Annotated in this window: 17 protein-coding genes and 1 tRNA gene; 3 read left to right on the plus strand and 15 right to left on the minus strand. The window is 48.8% G+C overall.

What is annotated here, in order from left to right; translation table 11 throughout:
• The first annotated feature begins 67 nt into the window (after positions 1-67).
• Positions 68-805 carry a sulfite exporter TauE/SafE family protein gene (locus tag BN3279_RS22275; protein WP_082673171.1) on the plus strand — a complete coding sequence of 246 codons (738 nt, stop codon included), beginning with the start codon at positions 68-70 and terminating at the stop codon, positions 803-805.
• A 203-nt stretch (positions 806-1,008) separates the two neighbouring features.
• On the opposite strand, the gene BN3279_RS23535 is transcribed toward BN3279_RS22275, so the two are convergent.
• The 7 genes from BN3279_RS23535 to BN3279_RS22305 form a co-directional block, all read right to left on the minus strand.
• Positions 1,009-1,170 carry an SDR family oxidoreductase gene (locus BN3279_RS23535; RefSeq protein ID WP_392396888.1) on the minus strand — a complete coding sequence of 54 codons (162 nt, stop codon included), beginning with the start codon at positions 1,168-1,170 and terminating at the stop codon, positions 1,009-1,011.
• A 223-nt stretch (positions 1,171-1,393) separates the two neighbouring features.
• Positions 1,394-1,477 (minus strand) — tRNA-Leu (locus BN3279_RS22280).
• A gap of 92 nt (positions 1,478-1,569) precedes the next feature.
• On the minus strand, positions 1,570-2,112 hold the full coding sequence (locus BN3279_RS22285; RefSeq protein WP_059054082.1) for an RNA 2'-phosphotransferase: 543 nt from the start codon (positions 2,110-2,112) through the stop codon (positions 1,570-1,572).
• Between the two features lie 80 nt (positions 2,113-2,192).
• Positions 2,193-3,029: a TIGR02452 family protein gene (locus BN3279_RS22290; RefSeq protein WP_059054083.1), complete on the minus strand. Its 837-nt coding sequence runs from the start codon at positions 3,027-3,029 to the stop codon at positions 2,193-2,195.
• Between the two features lie 16 nt (positions 3,030-3,045).
• Positions 3,046-3,597, minus strand: a complete 552-nt coding sequence (locus BN3279_RS22295; RefSeq protein ID WP_059054085.1) for an NADAR family protein — start codon at positions 3,595-3,597, stop codon at positions 3,046-3,048.
• Positions 3,594-4,490, minus strand: a complete 897-nt coding sequence (locus tag BN3279_RS22300; RefSeq protein WP_059054089.1) for an NUDIX hydrolase — start codon at positions 4,488-4,490, stop codon at positions 3,594-3,596. The genes BN3279_RS22295 and BN3279_RS22300 overlap by 4 nt, the downstream gene beginning before the upstream one ends.
• Positions 4,491-4,657: 167 nt before the next feature.
• On the minus strand, positions 4,658-5,359 hold the full coding sequence (locus tag BN3279_RS22305) for an NAD(P)-dependent oxidoreductase (protein ID WP_059054091.1): 702 nt from the start codon (positions 5,357-5,359) through the stop codon (positions 4,658-4,660).
• A 184-nt stretch (positions 5,360-5,543) separates the two neighbouring features.
• Here BN3279_RS22305 and BN3279_RS22310 point away from each other — a divergent pair, with 184 nt between their 5' ends.
• Together BN3279_RS22310 and BN3279_RS22315 are read left to right on the plus strand one after the other, a co-directional pair.
• Positions 5,544-6,119 (plus strand): TetR/AcrR family transcriptional regulator, encoded by a 576-nt coding sequence (locus tag BN3279_RS22310; protein ID WP_059054093.1) that lies wholly within the window; start codon positions 5,544-5,546, stop codon positions 6,117-6,119.
• Positions 6,120-6,220: 101 nt separating this feature from the next.
• Entirely contained in the window at positions 6,221-7,003 is a 783-nt protein-coding gene (locus BN3279_RS22315) for a glycosyltransferase (protein WP_059054095.1), read from the plus strand.
• Positions 7,004-7,059: 56 nt separating this feature from the next.
• Here the strand turns inward: BN3279_RS22315 and BN3279_RS22320 are convergent, their stop codons facing one another.
• The 8 genes from BN3279_RS22320 to BN3279_RS22355 all read right to left on the minus strand — a co-directional run bounded on the left by BN3279_RS22320 (position 7,060) and on the right by BN3279_RS22355 (position 17,478).
• Positions 7,060-9,273 (minus strand): hypothetical protein, encoded by a 2,214-nt coding sequence (locus tag BN3279_RS22320; RefSeq protein WP_232436933.1) that lies wholly within the window; start codon positions 9,271-9,273, stop codon positions 7,060-7,062.
• A 177-nt stretch (positions 9,274-9,450) separates the two neighbouring features.
• Positions 9,451-10,056 (minus strand): sugar O-acetyltransferase, encoded by a 606-nt coding sequence (locus BN3279_RS22325; protein ID WP_148466897.1) that lies wholly within the window; start codon positions 10,054-10,056, stop codon positions 9,451-9,453.
• A gap of 25 nt (positions 10,057-10,081) precedes the next feature.
• Entirely contained in the window at positions 10,082-10,693 is a 612-nt protein-coding gene (locus BN3279_RS22330) for a sugar O-acetyltransferase (RefSeq protein WP_059054098.1), read from the minus strand.
• A 24-nt stretch (positions 10,694-10,717) separates the two neighbouring features.
• Positions 10,718-11,932 carry an MFS transporter gene (locus BN3279_RS22335; RefSeq protein ID WP_059054099.1) on the minus strand — a complete coding sequence of 405 codons (1,215 nt, stop codon included), beginning with the start codon at positions 11,930-11,932 and terminating at the stop codon, positions 10,718-10,720.
• Positions 11,933-12,053: 121 nt separating this feature from the next.
• Positions 12,054-13,070, minus strand: a complete 1,017-nt coding sequence (locus BN3279_RS22340; RefSeq protein ID WP_059054101.1) for an ROK family protein — start codon at positions 13,068-13,070, stop codon at positions 12,054-12,056.
• A gap of 130 nt (positions 13,071-13,200) precedes the next feature.
• Complete coding sequence (locus tag BN3279_RS22345; protein WP_059054102.1) at positions 13,201-15,630, minus strand: carbohydrate-binding protein; 2,430 nt, start codon at positions 15,628-15,630, stop codon at positions 13,201-13,203.
• 66 nt (positions 15,631-15,696) lie between these two features.
• Complete coding sequence (locus BN3279_RS22350; protein ID WP_059054104.1) at positions 15,697-16,584, minus strand: carbohydrate ABC transporter permease; 888 nt, start codon at positions 16,582-16,584, stop codon at positions 15,697-15,699.
• 15 nt (positions 16,585-16,599) lie between these two features.
• Positions 16,600-17,478, minus strand: coding sequence for an ABC transporter permease (locus BN3279_RS22355; RefSeq protein WP_187377850.1), 879 nt, complete (start codon positions 17,476-17,478; stop codon positions 16,600-16,602).
• Positions 17,479-17,501: the final 23 nt, after the last annotated feature.

Here is a 17,501-nt window from a genome sequence, read left to right on the forward strand (position 1 = left end):
AAGTTCCATTTAGAATATGATGAGTCTAAACAACTACTCACATAATTAAAAGGGAAGAAGTGTTAATATGATTACGTTACTATATGGGTTTTTAATTGGAATTTTTGTAACGTTGATTGGTGGTGGCGGCGCATCACTTTACTTAGGTGTGTTGACAAGCCAGTTGGGCCTTCCGGTTTCAATTGCTGCTCCGACATCTTTATTTATCGCCCTCCCTGCGTTGTTCTCCGGTTTTTTGACGCAAATACGGGTACGTAATGTTCGTTTTTCTATAGGAAATAAGTTAATTATTTCAGCTATACCCGGCATTCTTATTGGGACATTTACTTCAAAGTATATTTCTTTGACTATTTATAATTGGATTGTAGGCTTGATATTAATTGTAATGGGGTGTGTTGTGCTCAAAAAGCACTTTTGGAAGAAACAGAATACGAAAAATCCTGAAGAACGTCCATTGCAGTCTATACTTCTTGGATTGCTGAGTGGACTAATGGTAGGAATTGGAGGTCTCAGTGGAGGGGCTACGACAGTCGGAGGATTAACGATCCTTGGGCTTTCTTCGCTCCAAGCCGCAGGAACTAGTACCTATGTTCTGTGGGTAATGTCCCTAATTGGTTTTATTAGTCATCTTTTCACTAGTCAAATAGCCTGGTCTGCAGGCATTTATTTAATGATTGGGGCAGTTATAGGATCAGTTTTAACTCCTCTGGTGCTACGGAAATTCAATTATAAAAAACTCAACAAAGTGCTCACACCCTTTATGGGGATTATTATTATTTATTTTGGAATTAAAATGTTTTTTTAATTTCAACTATGCTTTAAGCTTCCGTTTTTAATACCTATCCTTATAAGCTAGCCGCACATATGCCTATATCTAGTAGGAGTGCACCACCATCGCCCGAGCAGAGGTGAAGCTTCATCCTGTGGGCACTACTACAATATGGAGCAACGCCTCTCAATCCATCCTAATGGATTTGAGAGGCGTTGCCTGCTTATTCTTTGAGGGAATTATATAATAGAAGATTCAGGTAAACTCTGTCCTCCATCGATGATAATCGTTTGTCCCGTGATGAACCCAGCTTCCTTTGAGGCAAGGAATGCAGCAGCATGCCCCATTTCCTCAGGAGTTCCGAACCGTTTTAAGGGGATTGCCGGAAGCATAGCTTTAATGTACTCAGGTGATGCTTAAATCTGTTCAGTCATTGTATTACCAGGCATAATTGCATTGATTGTGATACCTAATGGTGCTAACTCATCTTTGTTAATCAGAACAGCATTATACAGGGTATGGAATCACTGCCGCGGAGTATGAACAGTGCATTACACCCACGAAGCAAAAAGCCCCTAAACCGTCACAAGGACCATTCAAGAGCTTTCTTTCATTAAATAGGAATGCGGTCGAGAGGACTCGAACCTCCACGGGGGTTAGCCCACACGGACCTGAACCGTGCGCGTCTGCCAATTCCGCCACGACCGCATATTTCATACCGCAAAATGCGGCAACGAAATATATAATATCATAGGATATAATCTCGGTCAATCTTTATTATAACGGCACTACTACAATCGCTATAACACGTACTTCCACGGCACATGATCACATAACCAGACCCCGTTAGCAGAACGATAGAAGAGATGACCGTCCCCATGCATTGCTGCGGCATTCACCGTCAGAATGGTCGGCTTGCCATGCCGACTCCCCACCTTGCGAGCGGTCTCGATTTCTTCGGATAGGTGTACATGCTGACGAGTCCCTTTGCGGATTCCCTCGGCTCGGATGCTCTCAACAAAACGCTCAGCCGTTCCATGATAGAGCAGATCCGGGGGTACTTGCTGCTCCAAGCCTACATCGACGGCCACGGAATGACCCTGATTGGCTCGAATTTTCGTCCCGTCCTCATTGAAGCTGTATCGCTGCTTATTATTTTCCCGTACAATCCGCTCCAGCACCTCGCGGTCAATGGGCCAACCCGCCCGTTTCACTCCAGATATTAACTGCGCCACATCCACGTAGCCTTGCTCATCCAGCTTAATCCCTGCCGCTTTAGGGTCATGACGCAGCACCAGGCTTAGAAACCTTCCCAGCTTCACGTCGCTTTTACTTTGTTGCATTTGTATTTCCTCCTTACAACGAGCAAACGACAATTTCAATGTCCGTCTGCCCGAATATTTCTTGAATGATTTGTTTCACTTTATCCTGCTGCAAATACCTCTTCAAACGCCGAGATACAAGCAGCCTGCTTCGATCGGTCCAGTACGGCATAGACAATTTCATCAAAATAATTCCCGAATCCCTCAGTCCCGAGCAGTTCCTTCCACCACACGGCAACCCGAAGCGAGTCATTGCGGAACACGCCACAGCCATAGGCTCCGAGTACCAGCACGCGATGTCCTTCACGGGCGAATAGGGACAAGGCCAAACGCATTCGCTCCTTCATCACCTTGGCGGCTTCCTCGGGATCCTCCCCTTGCCGCAGTACCTGTCCGTAGTTCACCGCCGGCAAAGTAATCACCGAAGCGGTTACCGGTTCGGCTAACAATTCGAAGTGTTCATCGCGAAAGAATACGACCTCCGGGGAATAGATAGCATGATGGGTGTACATCATCGATTTGTTGGCCCGATTGGCCTTGTAATAGGTTGGGTGGCGGAGCAGGCTGCCATACAATCCGCTGGAAGCAGCTAGGCTCTCCTCCTGTGCCATAGCTCCGTTCAGGAAGCCTCCTCCGGGATTCTTCGCACTTGCAAAATTAAGCACACCCACCCGCTGCCCCCCGGCTTGATGAAGCTCCAGAATGGCCTGCACGGTAGCAATATTAGCTACCCGTTGCCGTGGCTTGGAACCCTCCCCTGCTACAGTCGCCTCTCGGTAAGTTTCAAGCAAGGCTTCCGCTTCAGCAGGAGTTACCAGAATGCTGCCCTGCTCCGAATTCCGCTGAGCTTCCTCAATATCAACCTGTTTCCCTGCATATTCATAGAACCCTTGCTCCATGATTTGCACCGTATGTTTAGCAATTTCTTTACGTTCCATAAAATTACACTCTCCCTTATGACTCCAGCAAGCGGTCACGAACCTCCGTCAGGGCAAATCCCAGCAGGTTCTTCCCCCGCCATTTCATCGGATTTTCGGCATCCGGATTGGATTTGCCCATACCAATGCCCCACACGCGGTCTCGTGGGCTTGCTTCTACTAAAATTCGATTTTTTGTGGTTTTCATAAAATCCCAAAGTGCAGCATTCTGCGAGAACTTAGCTAGGTTCCCTCGCTTCACAATGTCATAACACTGCTCGGACCACACCTGTTGGTCGAAATTCCCTACAGCACGACCGAACGCCTTCATTTCCTTCGGATGGCTCGACTTCATAATCGCCTCCAGCATGTCCCCATCGCCAAACAAACGTGCCTTCTCAGCCATCATATATTGCTCTGTACAAGAGTAGACGATGCCCTCGACTTCGAAGGAGCACATCCACCATTGGCTGAAGCAGCTTTGATTCACTCCCCCACCTGCTGGTGGAGTATGTCCCCAGAAGAACAGGAATTTGAATTTCTCCCCGGCCTGATAGGCCTTATGTAATTGCTCCAGGTTATAAATCATCTCAACATTTCCTCCCAATTCCTGCGATACAGACGTGATGGTCGGTGGCCAGCATGCTCGGTATAATGGTCTGTCTCTTCTACAAGATGAGCTACCTTGCGGCGGAAGGCCGCCTTAAGCAATTCCTTGCCAAGAATAATCTCATAGACCTGCTGCAACGCCGTCAATGTGAATAGCTGTGGCATCAAATGCAGAGCAATGCCCGTATACTCTACCTTGCCCCGTAGCCGTTCCACCGCAGTGCTGATAATTTTGGCATGATCGAAGGCCAGACCCTCGTTGGACAAAATAACAACTTCCATTTTGGTTGCCGATGCCGTGAACGTCACTCTTCGCTCGACCACGGCTGTCAGAGATTCGTGCTCGGAGGTCAGCTTCAATTCATATTGCCAGGAGCGGATGACCGCCTCTTCCTGATGCTCCTTCTGCTCCTTCAGCAATTGATAGGTGAGCGTGAACCATGCCGCGCGGTCCGCATCATCCCCGGCTTCCAGCACCACCTGACTACCATCGATGAGCGCCATATAAGCACAACTCATGACCCATGTCCGCGGATCACGTCCCGGCTCGCTGAAGGTATATAGCTGCTCCAGATACACATCATCGACGCCGCTCTCCTCCCGTAGCTCCCGGGCAGCCGCTTGCTCCGTCGTCTCATGCGGTCGAACGAACCCTCCCGGCAAAGCCCATTTGCCAAGGAACGGGTGGCCCCCACGCTGAATTAGCAGTACCCGAAGCGTCTTCTCTGGAAGCTTGCGATAATTGTCCCGTTCGTCATCCAGCACCGTGAAGATAACCATATCCGTAGCTACGGAGGGCCGCTCATAGTCACCCGCATCATACTGCTGCAAGAACTGCTCTTCGGTCAGGCCGTCACGATCGCGTAAAGTCATAAGCTCACCGCTTCTTTCTTAGTATTATATTGATACTATCTATTAGTTACTAACAAAATAAACCTTTTTATTCGCTTTGTCAACTCATAAATCCCAATTCAAAAAGCCCCCACCTAATGGTGGGAGCCCTCAAATAATTCTCTATGGGCCTTACTATTACCTGAATGTCATCGTCCAACATTCACGATTTTGCCGACCCAGGTTGGCTCGCTCGCCGCCGCCCGCACAAGGGAATCGGCACAGTTCTCAAAGGGCAACGGCCGAAGTGGGGCAATGCGAGCTGCGGGTCCTGCTGTATATTTCCCGTTCGCCTCCGCATAACTAAGCACCGATGGCCGTACAATGATCCATTCCAGGTTACTTTGTCTTACCGCATCCTCGGCAAATGCTTTATCCTTGATCGCTCTCCAAAAGATGCGGCGCATGATACGTACCGCGAATCGATTGAATACCGTAAGCTCTTTGCCGTCGGTGAGATTAATTCCGCTCTGCATGACTATGCGCTTAACCCCTGCCTGCTGACAAGCTGCAATCATATTGGGAATCCCCTCCGACATAACGGTCCCCGGCGAGAAATTGGCTGCCATCACGTTCATGCCTGCCTTTACATTGGTAAATCCCTTCCGGAAGCTGCCTGGCGTGACATTACTGGGAGGACCTACGCAACTGATAACTACCTCTGCGCCGACAATAGCTTTCGCTATGCTCGCCGCGTCGAATACATCCCCCTTACGCACAGTGAGTCGCTCTGCGGACGGAATCACTTCCGGCCGACGAGCCACAGCAATGACCTCATGCCCTAATTCCAGCGCACGCTCCACTGCTTTCTTGCCGGTTCCTCCGGTGGCTCCAATAATTGCAATCTTCATGACAATGCTCTCCTTCGACCTCAATGCACATATGAAAATGCACACTAGTATATTAAGTAACAACTATGTATAATTTTAATCAAGAAGAGAAGGTGTACAATTCTTAAAAAGACGAATTCCGAGTATTAATACACAACTCTTCTGTTATTGTGCATTATTTCGCAGAGAGGCTGGTGATTCTCCAGTGTCAAGGACAGACCGGAGGGTACGCAAATCCCAGGAAGCCATAAAAGTAGCTGTTATCGAGCTGATGATGGAAAAGGATTTTGACCAGATTACGATACAGGATATTTCAGACAGAGCCGATGTTAGCCGAAGAACGATTTACCTGCACTATATGGATAAGTTCGATCTGCTGGATAAGCTGATCGAACAACATATCGACGAGATGCGAGAGCTTTGTGAATCAACGGAGGATGATGCCGATTATAAAGATTCCGGCTTAGTCTGGTTTGAGTATTTTGACAATCATTATTTATTCTTCTCCGCCATGCTCAAGAGTAAAGGAAGTCTGTTTTTTCACCATCGATTTCTTGAATTTTTCCTGCAAGAGTTAGGGAAGCGAGATAACGATACGCCTGCTGCAAATAGCCAGCAATTAGCTGAAGGTGAGGAAGTGGACTTTCAATTTCTCGGGGCGGCGATTGTAGGCGTTGTAGAGTGGTGGTTCAAGCATGATAAGCCTCACCCTCCTTCCTTCATGGCTCAGCGGTTGGGCGCTTTGCTTGAACTGAATCTTAAACAGATCGGAGTGTCCTGACTTGGCAAAATCTATGAATCTGTCTATTTCATCAAAGGAGGTTCATTCATATGATGATATATCAGCATTCTGATGCCAATTCGTAATTAGGAGGCTATCCTATGGTGGAGAACCATCATCCAGCCATCAAGCCCATTATAGAAATCCATTTTAACAATTGGGGCGGTACGCCAGACCGCCTGACCAAGAGATGGATCGACGGCCGCATGGCGTTGTTCATGAACTATGCCTTAAAGAGCTTGCGACTCCAGACCGTTCAGGCCTTTCAATGTTACATTCTGTACGATCCCCAGACGGAGCCGATCATTCAGGCTGCATTGCAGCGTTACCCTGTCCTTCCTGCCAATATTCGCTTCGTAACACCCATCGGTTATAAGACCTCGCTGGCGCAGGATCTTCAAGGGCATCGTTTGTTTTACCGCATTTATTTGTCCAGTGATGACCTCTATCATAGAAATTTCATAAGAGCTCTTCTTGCATTAAAGCCCAAGAAGGATACCTTGGCGTTGGTTCCGCAATACGGTTACATCTATGATTCCGTTCAGGATCGACTGGGCAAGTTCTTCTTCTGGCTGCCTAGTTACGGAGCCACAATCCACAGCGTCGATGAATTTCTAGCGATCAAGCAATTCAGGTATAGCTGGCGTGATGCCTTGAAGATCCCGCATGAATTTATTCATCTCAAGGAACCGATCTGGATTAATCACATCCATGCCTTCAACACGGGCATGTCATTCGACAAGGCCCTGTCTTGGCAGATCAAGGGCGTAACGGACGCCAGCACACTGGAGCCTTGGAGCGACAGCAGCAGATCCTTCGCCTGCTTCGGCCCGGAGATCACCCGTCCAGCAGAGAAGAAGCAGATTCTGACCCAATTCTATTAAGAAATACAACAAAGCCTCCATCCCGCAGCAGGATGGAGGCTAATGTGTGTTAGAGCTTAAGATGTATAATTCAATATCAAGGCTTCGCGAGTGGATTCATCGTACGTAATCCACAACTCGTCGCCCTCTTGCACGCCATACAGCGGCTCGATGGATTGCTCGATGATATAGTGTGTTCCTGCCCGCTCGGCAGTAATACGAGCCAGCGGACGTTCGCCCACCGTTCCCAGATAGGACACCGATACGACTTTGGCACTACCTTGCTTCCCTTTCAACAAACGACGCTCTTTGTCGAGGTCGTCTTTTCGAATCGACATCGGCAGAGTAACGCCCTCGTGAATAGGCATATTCTCAGGCACGAACAAGCTATTGCTCTTTCTTAGTTGCTCCGCTCCCTCGGTAATGACCACATCGATGACCATCAGCCTACGATTTTGAATCGTGATCGGCTCCTTCTTGATCTGCACAATCTTACCTTGCAGAGTAAGCATCTTCTCATCAATCGAGCGCATGGATGGCCCATAACCAAGAATTCGCGTTACACCACCCACCACCATCAGGTTGGCTCGTTCACCAATTTGGTACTCGAAGCCGGCCGCCTGCACGACAGGAACACTGTAACGGTCCGTTCCGGCCTTGAAGTGAAGCAGAAGCGCCTGACCTCTTCCCGCAGCCCCATAAGGGTCAATCCGCTCCAGCACTGCGCGTTCAATGCGCTCTTGCTTCTCGGGCTGGGCTTGATTCACCGCTTGGTCACTGGTCAGGAAGATCGCCTTGTTGCGTTTACGATTGTAGGAGATCATTACCGTGTCACCTTCCCGAATTCCTTCAAGGAAAGAAATGACCTTCTTAATCGCGACCTCTCTCATCTGTCCCCCATCATCGAAGTGGACCCTGAATTCAACCTGAGGACGTTCATTAACGTAGAGACCGGTTTCCCGCATCCCCACAATCGTACCTTGCTTAATTTCACCGTTGGCTACGGCGGATTTGTTGACCTTATTGGCAATTTTAGGAGCAAATATAAGCGAAATCAACATAAACGAAATAATGAGTACCCAGACCAGCCAGTTAATGACCAGGGCTCCTCCCTCAAGCAGATAAGCCCAGAAGCTTTGCAGAGAGACTGTGCGCAGGTCCGCAAATCTCCACTGTTGCATCTGATTCTCCGTGAGGTGCTGCACGGCTTGACTCGCCACATCCATGATTCCGGCAGACTTCCCTTGGGCCGAATAGTACAGCTTGGAGCTGCCATTCTCCTTGTAGAATGCCGTCTCGCTCTGCATCAGTTCTTCATAGCTAAGCTGAGCTACAAGCGTAGACACATCTGTGAATTGTCCATTCTTCTCATGCAACAGATAACCGATTACTTGACCATCCTGTTCATCCTCTGTCGACGAACCGGTAATTAACACTTCTTCGCTGTTTAGCGTAATTACCCTGGCTTGATACACCGGCTGAGGCGTAGGAACAACGTTCCCCCAATCATCCGTGGAGGCGTTATAATAATGAGCTTGCTCCGGGAAGCTGCTATTTACCCGAACCAGCTTGGTAGCGTCCAGGTTAAAATGCTTGGCAAATTGTGCAGCCGCCTGTTCCTCCGCCTCAAAGGAAGACCCCTCTTCCGGCTGCATCATGACCACAGGTTGCTGATTTTGGTCCAGAATCCCGCTTATGTATGCTGTTCTGTCATTCACCAGATCCACCTTGTACATAGGAACAGCCATCCCCTGATTAAAGCTGTCGCGCACCTCAGCAACACGCTCTGGTCTGGCCAGGAATAATCCCTCTGCATTCAGGTTCACCATCTCAAGCTTGCCATCCTCGATTTGTGCCACATACAACGCCGTTCCCATCATATTCCCCGCAACAATCAGGCGACCTCGCCACAACTTCATATCCGAGCTCAGGAAGGTGGGAATATCCAGTCTGCTTTGAGCGAGTTCCTGCAGATTTCCTGAAGAATCCAGCACATTGACTTGCAAGCCTCTGCTTTGAACATGGGAATTGATGACAAGTGAACCCTTCTGGTATGAAGCTACCAGTTGTCCATGAATATCAGAAAGGATTTCCCCTTCCTTCAGCAATTGTCCGGTTGCCGCGTCGAACATTTGCAGTTGCATATTCTCCCTGTATTCCTTGAAGCTGACGGCAACTGCCTTATGTCCTTCATCAAAATAATAAATTTCTGCTATTTCCGGTGGATTATCGTTGAGGTCCTCAATTTCTTTTGTATAATCTCTCCATAAAAAAATACTCAACAAAATCACAGGAAATAAAAAGATCAAACCACCTAGTTTTCTCATGGTGTCCCTCCCCCTTGGACTCTTCCCTGTTCGTTTGGCTGTACCCAGCAACCAACGACATGTAAAGATTTTACCAGAAACGAACCCGAATTCAAATTCACTGAAGGGATTAGGTCGTTGGTAGGATAGGGCATGAGAAGGTCATCCAAACACGCTGTCAGCCTCCGTAATTTCCCGAATTACCCGGCACGGAACACCCGCAGCCACGACGCCCGGCGGGATATCCTTGGTGACCACACTCCCAGCACCAATAACGGAATCATGACCGATGGTCACACCGGGAGTGACCGTGACATTGCCTCCAAACCATACATTATCGCCAATGGTAATCGGCTTGCAGGACTCAATGAGATAACGCTCTCCCTGGTCATCGAACCGAAAATTCCGCTCGCTGGCCAGCAACGGATGCACCGGCGTAAGCAATGAAACATTTGGGCCGAGAAAGACATTGTTACCAATTCGAATCTCTGCACAATCCAGGAAGGTACAATTAAAATTAATGTAGCAGTTGTCGCCTATATAAGTGTTGCAGCCATAATCGAATTGAACAATGGGAGCAAGTTCAATGTCTTTCCCCAACGAACCTAGCAGTCCCTCCAGAATCTCTCGTCTCTCCTCCTTTTGCTCCTCCGTTGTATGGTTATAACGAGTTGAGGCATTTCTGGCGATATCCCGCTGCTTGACCAATTCTTCATCCGAAGTCTTGTACAACATTCCGGCCAGCATTTTTTGTTTCTCTGTCAGCATAACCGCGTTCCTCTCCTATCCCTGTTCAAATATAGTCCTCTACATCAAATACTCGATCTCGAAAATAGTACTTTCGGTCCTCTTCCGTAACTTCGCGTATAATGCGGCATGGATTTCCGACAGCAATGACATTGTCAGGGAGATCCTTCGTAACTACACTGCCTGAGCCGATCACGACGTTGTTGCCAATCGTCACACCGGGATTCACGACCACATTGCCGCCAATCCACACATTGTCGCCAATCGTAATCCCGATTCCGTATTCGTAACCGGAATTTCTGGAATCCGGATGAATCGGATGCCCCGCCGTATAGATTGCTACATTAGGAGCAAACATGACGTTATTGCCGATAACCACCTTGCCCACATCAAGGATAATACAATTGAAATTGGCATAGAAGTTGTTACCTACCGTAATATTCTTACCATAATCACAGTGGAAGGGGGCTTCGATATGCACCTGTTCGCCCGCCTCACCCAAGATGCTGCGGATTAATTCATCCTTTTTGCCGTTCTCGTCTGGCCGCAGGGAATTGTACTCCCAGACCTTCAGTTTGTTCTCCATACGTGCTTCACTTAATCCATCCAGCCAGGCTTTATACGGCAATCCGGCCAGCATTCTTTCCTTTTGATTCATTTCATTCTTCCTCTCCATGTTCAACTAGTAATCACTGGGTTTGACCCGTTGTCGTAGAATCATGTTCACTCGCTCTGCGCTAAGCAGCATCAGGGCCAGAAGCAAAATAACAGCATACGGGAACAGGCCAATATGAATTTGAGTCGCCATTAATCCGAAGAACGGTGGTAGCAAGGTTGTACCGGTATAGGCTACCGCCATTTGATAACCCATGAGCTTGGCTGAATTCTCGCGGCCAAACCGGGTTGGTGTCTCATGAAGCAGTGCTGGGTAGATAGGAGCCAGACCCAGGCCAATCAGAATGATGGCAACAAGCGAGAACACTTCAAGCAGCGGCAGAAACAACATGATTCCACCGCTCAGGGCCACAAGTTGTCCTCCGCGAATCAGGACACGATTCTGAACCTTGAGCGAGATGAAGCCGGTAATGAACCGCCCCACAGTGATTCCGCCATAGTACAGGGATATCCAGCCCGCAGCGGTCTCCGCCGTAACTTGCTGAACTCCCACCAAATAGCTGGCCCCCCACAGTCCCACTGTCGATTCAGCACCGCAGAAGAAGAAAAAGACGAGCAAAGAAGGCTTAACTCCTCTTAAGCGTAGGACATTTGTGTTAGCGTCCTTGGCGGGAAGAGGCGCAGGCAAAGGCTCAACAGCCTGCGCTTCCCGCTGCTCGGATTCGCGGCTTGCAGCCACGCGCTTCCACAACGGAAGCGTCACAAGCAGAATGGCGACCAGCACGAACTGAATCATAGATACGGCAAAGTATCCCCCTCGCCAAGAGCCGCTATCGGCCAGATAGGCCGACATGATGAACGGACCCGCCGTAGCTCCCACTCCCCAAAAGCAATGCAGCCAGTTCATATGATGAGCTTTGTAATGCTCGGCTACGTAATGATTGAGCGCCGCATCTACGGAGCCTCCACCCAGCCCAAGTGGAACAGCTAGCAAAATAAGCCACCCCAGGGAAGGAGACATCGAGAAGCCCAGTAGCGCTCCGGCGGTCAGGGCGCAGCTAAGCATCGTTACCTTCCCTGTACCCAGTCGTTCCACCAAATATCCACTGGCCAGACTGGATACAATAGTTCCTCCAGCAATGACCATAGCGACAATTCCAGCCGATCCCAAGGAGGCGTCAAGCTCAGGCCACATGACAGGCCAGGCTGAACCCAGCAGTGAATCAGGAAGCCCCAGACTAATAAAAGCAAGATAAATCAGAATTAAAAACCACGTGGCCATAGATATGTCTTCTCCCAATTACAAGATAATAAAATAACTTTATAAAGTATATTTATTAAATATAACAGACCCTATTTAAGTGTCAATATGCTATATCCAAACCGTCGTAAAGTTGTCATGATCATTGATGTATTTGCCTCGCAGGCTCCAGTTCCTTCAAGGTTAACCAGCGCATACCTGCTTCGAAGTCTTGCTGGAATGTCTCTTGGAAAATAATCTCGGGATAGGAAGGCACCGGATATTGAAGCTGATACGTCTCCCACAAAGGATACCACTGAGCTTCCTCCGCCATCCTATCCTGATATACCACGATTCGATCCGGTGCAAGAATGACGCTAACAGCTTGAATGATGCCACACAACGTCTCCATGAACTTCAATTCCTCAATTTGACCATGCCAGTCCAGCCCCAAGGCAGGGAGAAAGGAAATTTCACCGGCCATTCCGTTTTTCCCTTTGAAGATTTTACCATCCATATAGATAGCCATTCCTGGCGGGTAGGTCTCTGGAAAGTACATGCCCCCCACACATACCTCATCCTCCAGATCAAGGCCATTCTTCGCACAATAGCCCCTTAATGCAGCGTTAATATCATTCTCCACCATCACCGGAAGTCCGAAATGGGATTCAATCTCGTGAATAAGCGGAAAACCTCTTAGCTCCAAATGTCCACTTACTGTAATTTCCCCGCCTACGACCTGTCCAGGAATACCGATGCCAATTACCTTTATCGCTGGATCATCTGCGACAATTCCACCGATCGACTCATAGAACTGCTCCCGGTCAAATACAGACATTAATAATTCTTCTTTAAATAAGATTTGATTGTCCAGATTCACGACCACAAAGGAAATCAACTCCTGACCTTGCTTCTCCCTCATATAAATAACCAGGGCATGGCTAAAGTCAAAGTTATATCGATAGGTAAGCGCCGGCCGACCACCACTAGAGGGCGCAGTTTGATCCTCAAGAATCTCTCCCAGCTCGCACAGTTCCCTCACCAGGGAGTTAATCGTGACCACACTCAGCTTGGTCCAAGAAGCCAATTGCGGCTTGGTTGCGATCTCGACTCCCTTCATCGTCTGACGGACAATGTTCAGATTAATCTCCTTCATGAGATTGGCGTTGGCTTTCTTCATATCCATCCCTCTTCACCGCTAATATATAAATCCGCACACCGATTTTATGTATACCATTGTACACATATTGTACCTGATTATGACAGAAAAATAGGACCGATGCAGGAATCATATCCGCATCGGTCCTCTCTCACTCCGCTAGCGTGGTAAATACGGCTGGATCGCCAAACGTATATTTATCCACATTGAATAGCCAATCCGAGCCTTTGAACAGGAAGAATACCACATGCTTACCTGTTACCTGAGCCGTAACATTTGCCGAGAAGACCTGGAAATTCTGCCAACCTCCCGTTCCGGTAACAGGCACATTTGCAATAACAGGGCCGTGCATGCTATCCATTCTTACTTCTACTGTTCCCCCGGCTGTATCACTTGCGGCTTGAATGTATAGCTTCTGAGGGCTGATATGGCCAAAATCCATATAGTTGTACATCGCATACGGTTCATTGGGACCAAACAAGCCGGCCAAATATGTCTGTCCTCCGCCCGTTTCCGTTCCTAGGCTAGCTGCATTAGTATAATCCTCTGCTTCTATTTTGCCATAGGCATCTCGGGCCTTCCCCTTGACCGTGGTGAAGTTGAACCAGTCGAGATTACAAGGGAAATCAGACCCGTTCTTGCCCTTGAACACCAAGTAAACATCATGCACTCCGGTTGCCGTTCCCTCATCCACAATTCCCATAAGACTGACCCAGTTGTTCCAATCTCCCATTGCCGGGACAGGAACCTCGCTGATCATGGGCCCTGTCAGGCTATCCAGCCGAATCTCAACTGTTCCGCCCTCATGTCCACTGGAAGCATATAACGTAACACCCGCTGCACCGCTGCCAAAGTCCAGATCGCGATATAAGGCATAGGCTCCGTTCGTAATATGATCCAGATACCCGTCCCCGGTATGAACGCCCAGACCTTGGCTAACATCAAAGTTCTCGGCCTGCAATTTGGCAAAAGCATTGGTCCTCGTTGGGTCACTCTTCGTAAACCGGAACCAGTTCAAGTTGAACAGGTAGTCGTCCTGCGTCTTCTGGAACAAGAAATATACATCGTGCATGCCAGTGATCTGAACCGGATTGCCCTGTTCATCCTTCAACAAGGCCACGGCATCCATGAATTGGCTCCAATCACCCGTACCTTCCACCTGAATCGTACCCACTACAGGACCATCCAGGCCATCCAGGCGGACCTCAATCTTGCCGCCCCCGGTGGCGCTGGAGGCGCGGGCAATAACTCCGACAGCGCCCTCATTACCGAAATCCACATTTTTGTAAGCCGCATAATGCCCATTCTGAATGCCCCCAAGCTGCAAGGAACCTTCCGGACTTCCCTCCAGCACAAAGCCCTTACCAATGTTGTATTTTCTTACCTCAATCTTCTCATACGCATCTTTGACCGCATAGCTTAAGGGTACGTCCGCAGGCTCGAATACCGTTAAGGCCTGCACTGCACTAGAAGCGGTCCAGGAATCATAAATGCCGGATACCTTCTGGCCAACCCAGTTCCCATCCACAAGGTGATCTGCATTGCGGTGACTCCAGGCCATTTCCGTATTGAAGGCCAGCCAATCTCCCAGTTCTTCGCCAAACTGACGTTGTGCTGCGGGAATTTCATTCCCCTTCAATGCAGTTAATAGATAAGCGAAGTTGCGGAGAAGAATAGTTTTTCCACCCTTCAAATCTCCGTTCGGACCTTCATAGTTCAGGATATTATTCTCATCCACCTGATGCTCTTTGGCAAAATTGGCTGCCTTTATGGCATCCTCCAGATAGACCGAATCCCCAGTCGCTTGATATAATCCTACTGCCGCCCCGATAAAGGACCCTTGATTGTAGTGCGTTGCATGAGGAATCGGGCCGGCCACCGGCTCAATCCGGTCAAATACCTTGCCGTTGCCATCGGTCAGGACCGTCTTCCCCCAGGTGAAAATTTGGGTCGCTGCATCCAGATAATGAGCATCTCCGGTGATCTCATATAAGAATATGGCAGCTTGAGCGGCCGGGAAATTGATACAAGCATTTTTGGTCACATGCTCGCTATTCAGCCACCAGATTCCCCCGCCGAACGTATCGTCCCACTGCGTGTCGTACACGAAGTCGAAGTAATATTTCGCTTTGTCCAAATACCTGGCATCATTGGTGATTTCATAGGCTCTTGCACTGCCCATGGCCCACCACATAATATCGTCGTTGAAGGGGTTGTTGGTCCAATCCGGTCCATACTTCGCCACCGTACCATCGAAGATATCATCAATCTGAGCCCGAAGCTGTGTCTTCAATTGCGGGTCTGAGGTGTGGAGATAGGCATCCATCACCAGCTCCCATAACTCCGCCTCAACCCAGAAGCCTTGATAGGCATCCCCGTGATTCGTATTCTCCCAGAAGTATTTGGCTTGCGGGTCCCAGAACTGCTCATTGAACGCCTTCATCGCCACATCGGCGTCTGTACTCTCGTACGCGCTGGCCGAAGTCGCTCCTCCGCTGAACCATACCGTGAAGACAAGCACGAACGCTAGAAGACAACTGGACATTTGGGCAACTAGCTTTTTACCATTCTTCAATTTCATTTCCAACCTCCCAAGAGCTCAGATTATGATTCATAACTATTCTCCTGCATCAGCCTTCATTCTCTGCTACTCCTTCACCGAACCAAGCACGATGCCATGGATTAAATAACGCTGAAGGAAGGGATAGATCAACATAATCGGAATCATGGATACCAGAATTTTTGCCGAATTCAGTGTTGTATTGGAAATTTTATTGTATTGCTGCAACTGCTCTACCGTCAGATTTTGCATCTGATCCCGGGTAAGGCTGAGCTGCTGCAAATAGGTCTGCAGCGGAATCTTGTTATTGTCGTTAATGAGCACAATGCCGTCGAAGAAATTGTTCCAGTGCCCGACGATGACAAACAAAGTAATCGTGGCCAAGCTGGGCAGGGATACTGGCAGGAAGATTCGGACCAATATGGTCAGCGGACCCGCTCCATCCATGAAGGCCGCCTCCTCCAGTTCCTTGGGAATGCCCTTGAAGAAGTTCATCAGCAGAATGACGTTAAATACAGGGACTGCGCCCGGCAGCACTAGCGCCCAGATCGTGTTGATCAGCTTCAGCTCACTGATGACCATATACCAGGGGACGATCCCTCCGCTGAACAGCATGGTAAATATGATCACCCACATATAAATATTTCTTGACTTAAACTGACCGACGCTCCTGGACAGCGGGTAGGCCATCAGGATGGTCAGCAGCATGTTGATGGCGCCCCCTAAGACAACCCGTTCCACCGAGATTACAAAGGAATTCCAAAATTTCGTATCATTCAAAATCTTTTCATAGGAAGAGAAGTTGATATCGATAGGCAGAAAGTTGACTCTTCCGGCATTTACAGCCGTGCTGCTGCTAATGGAGATGCTGATTGTATTCAGCATAGGGGCCAGCGACATGAAGGCGATAATAATAAGCAAGGCCGTAATCAAGATATTAACGAGTCTGGATGTTAACGTCTGCGACTGTACCATATAGTCATAGTCCTCCTAAAAAATCCTGTATCCGGCGTATTTGGATGCCAGCTTGTAGGAGATGATGATGAGCACGAAGCTGATGACCGATTTCATCAGGCCGATGGCTGTAGCAAAGGAATACTGCATATTGATCAGACCCATTCGATAAACAAACGTATCAATGATATCCCCTGTCTCGTATACCAGCGGGTTATACATGTTGAACACCTGATCAAAGCCCGCATTAAGCACATTGCCCAAGCTAAGCGTACCCAGCAGTACAATGGTCGGGAATATGCCCGGCAAGGTGATATGCAGCATTTGCTTCCATCTATTCGCGCCATCCAGAGCCGCCGACTCGTATAAGGCCGGATTGATGGCCGTTAAAGCGGCCAAATAAATGATCGTCCCGTAACCAAACTCCTTCCAGGTATCGGTCAGGATCAGCAACGGGCGGAACCAGGTATTACTCGCCAGGAACATAATCCTTTCCAGCCCCAGCAGCTCCAGCAGATTGTTCACCATCCCATCGTAGGAGAAGATCATGGTCAGCATCGTCCCCAAGACAACCCAGGACATGAAGTGAGGCAAATAAACGATGGTCTGAACCGTGCTCTTGAACATCTTAAGCCGAACCTCATGCAGCAGCAGCGCGAAAACAATCGGGACGATCAATCCCAGTACAATTTTCCCAACCGCGATTACCATGGTATTGATGAAAATCTGCTGGCTATCGGGAAGCTGGAACATATAAGTGAAATTATCCAGCCCTACCCAGGGGGATCTGCTGATCCCCTTGGCAGGAATGAATCGCTGGAACGCCATGACCGCGCCAAACATCGGTACAATGGAGAAGATGAACAGCATGATCATGCCAGGCAGCAGCATCGCATGGTAGGTAAGTCCGTTCATCCGCTGCCGGATACGGCTGTTGC

This window comes from Paenibacillus senegalimassiliensis, from assembly GCF_001486585.1.
Taxonomy (GTDB): domain Bacteria; phylum Bacillota; class Bacilli; order Paenibacillales; family Paenibacillaceae; genus Fontibacillus; species Fontibacillus senegalimassiliensis.

Bases quoted from the DNA above. Each gene is read 5' to 3' on its own strand.
- BN3279_RS22275 (WP_082673171.1), top strand. From the start codon at position 68: ATGATTACGTTACTATATGGGTTTTTAATTGGAATTTTTGTAACGTTG.
- BN3279_RS22285 (WP_059054082.1), bottom strand. From the start codon at position 2,112: ATGCAACAAAGTAAAAGCGACGTGAAGCTGGGAAGGTTTCTAAGCCTG.
- BN3279_RS22290 (WP_059054083.1), bottom strand. From the start codon at position 3,029: ATGGAACGTAAAGAAATTGCTAAACATACGGTGCAAATCATGGAGCAA.
- BN3279_RS22295 (WP_059054085.1), bottom strand. From the start codon at position 3,597: ATGATTTATAACCTGGAGCAATTACATAAGGCCTATCAGGCCGGGGAG.
- BN3279_RS22300 (WP_059054089.1), bottom strand. From the start codon at position 4,490: ATGACTTTACGCGATCGTGACGGCCTGACCGAAGAGCAGTTCTTGCAG.
- BN3279_RS22305 (WP_059054091.1), bottom strand. From the start codon at position 5,359: ATGAAGATTGCAATTATTGGAGCCACCGGAGGAACCGGCAAGAAAGCA.
- BN3279_RS22315 (WP_059054095.1), top strand. From the start codon at position 6,221: ATGGTGGAGAACCATCATCCAGCCATCAAGCCCATTATAGAAATCCAT.
- BN3279_RS22325 (WP_148466897.1), bottom strand. From the start codon at position 10,056: ATGCTGACAGAGAAACAAAAAATGCTGGCCGGAATGTTGTACAAGACT.
- BN3279_RS22330 (WP_059054098.1), bottom strand. From the start codon at position 10,693: ATGAATCAAAAGGAAAGAATGCTGGCCGGATTGCCGTATAAAGCCTGG.
- BN3279_RS22335 (WP_059054099.1), bottom strand. From the start codon at position 11,932: ATGGCCACGTGGTTTTTAATTCTGATTTATCTTGCTTTTATTAGTCTG.
- BN3279_RS22340 (WP_059054101.1), bottom strand. From the start codon at position 13,070: ATGAAGAAAGCCAACGCCAATCTCATGAAGGAGATTAATCTGAACATT.
- BN3279_RS22345 (WP_059054102.1), bottom strand. From the start codon at position 15,630: ATGAAATTGAAGAATGGTAAAAAGCTAGTTGCCCAAATGTCCAGTTGT.
- BN3279_RS22350 (WP_059054104.1), bottom strand. From the start codon at position 16,584: ATGGTACAGTCGCAGACGTTAACATCCAGACTCGTTAATATCTTGATT.
- BN3279_RS22355 (WP_187377850.1), bottom strand. From the start codon at position 17,478: ATGAACGGACTTACCTACCATGCGATGCTGCTGCCTGGCATGATCATG.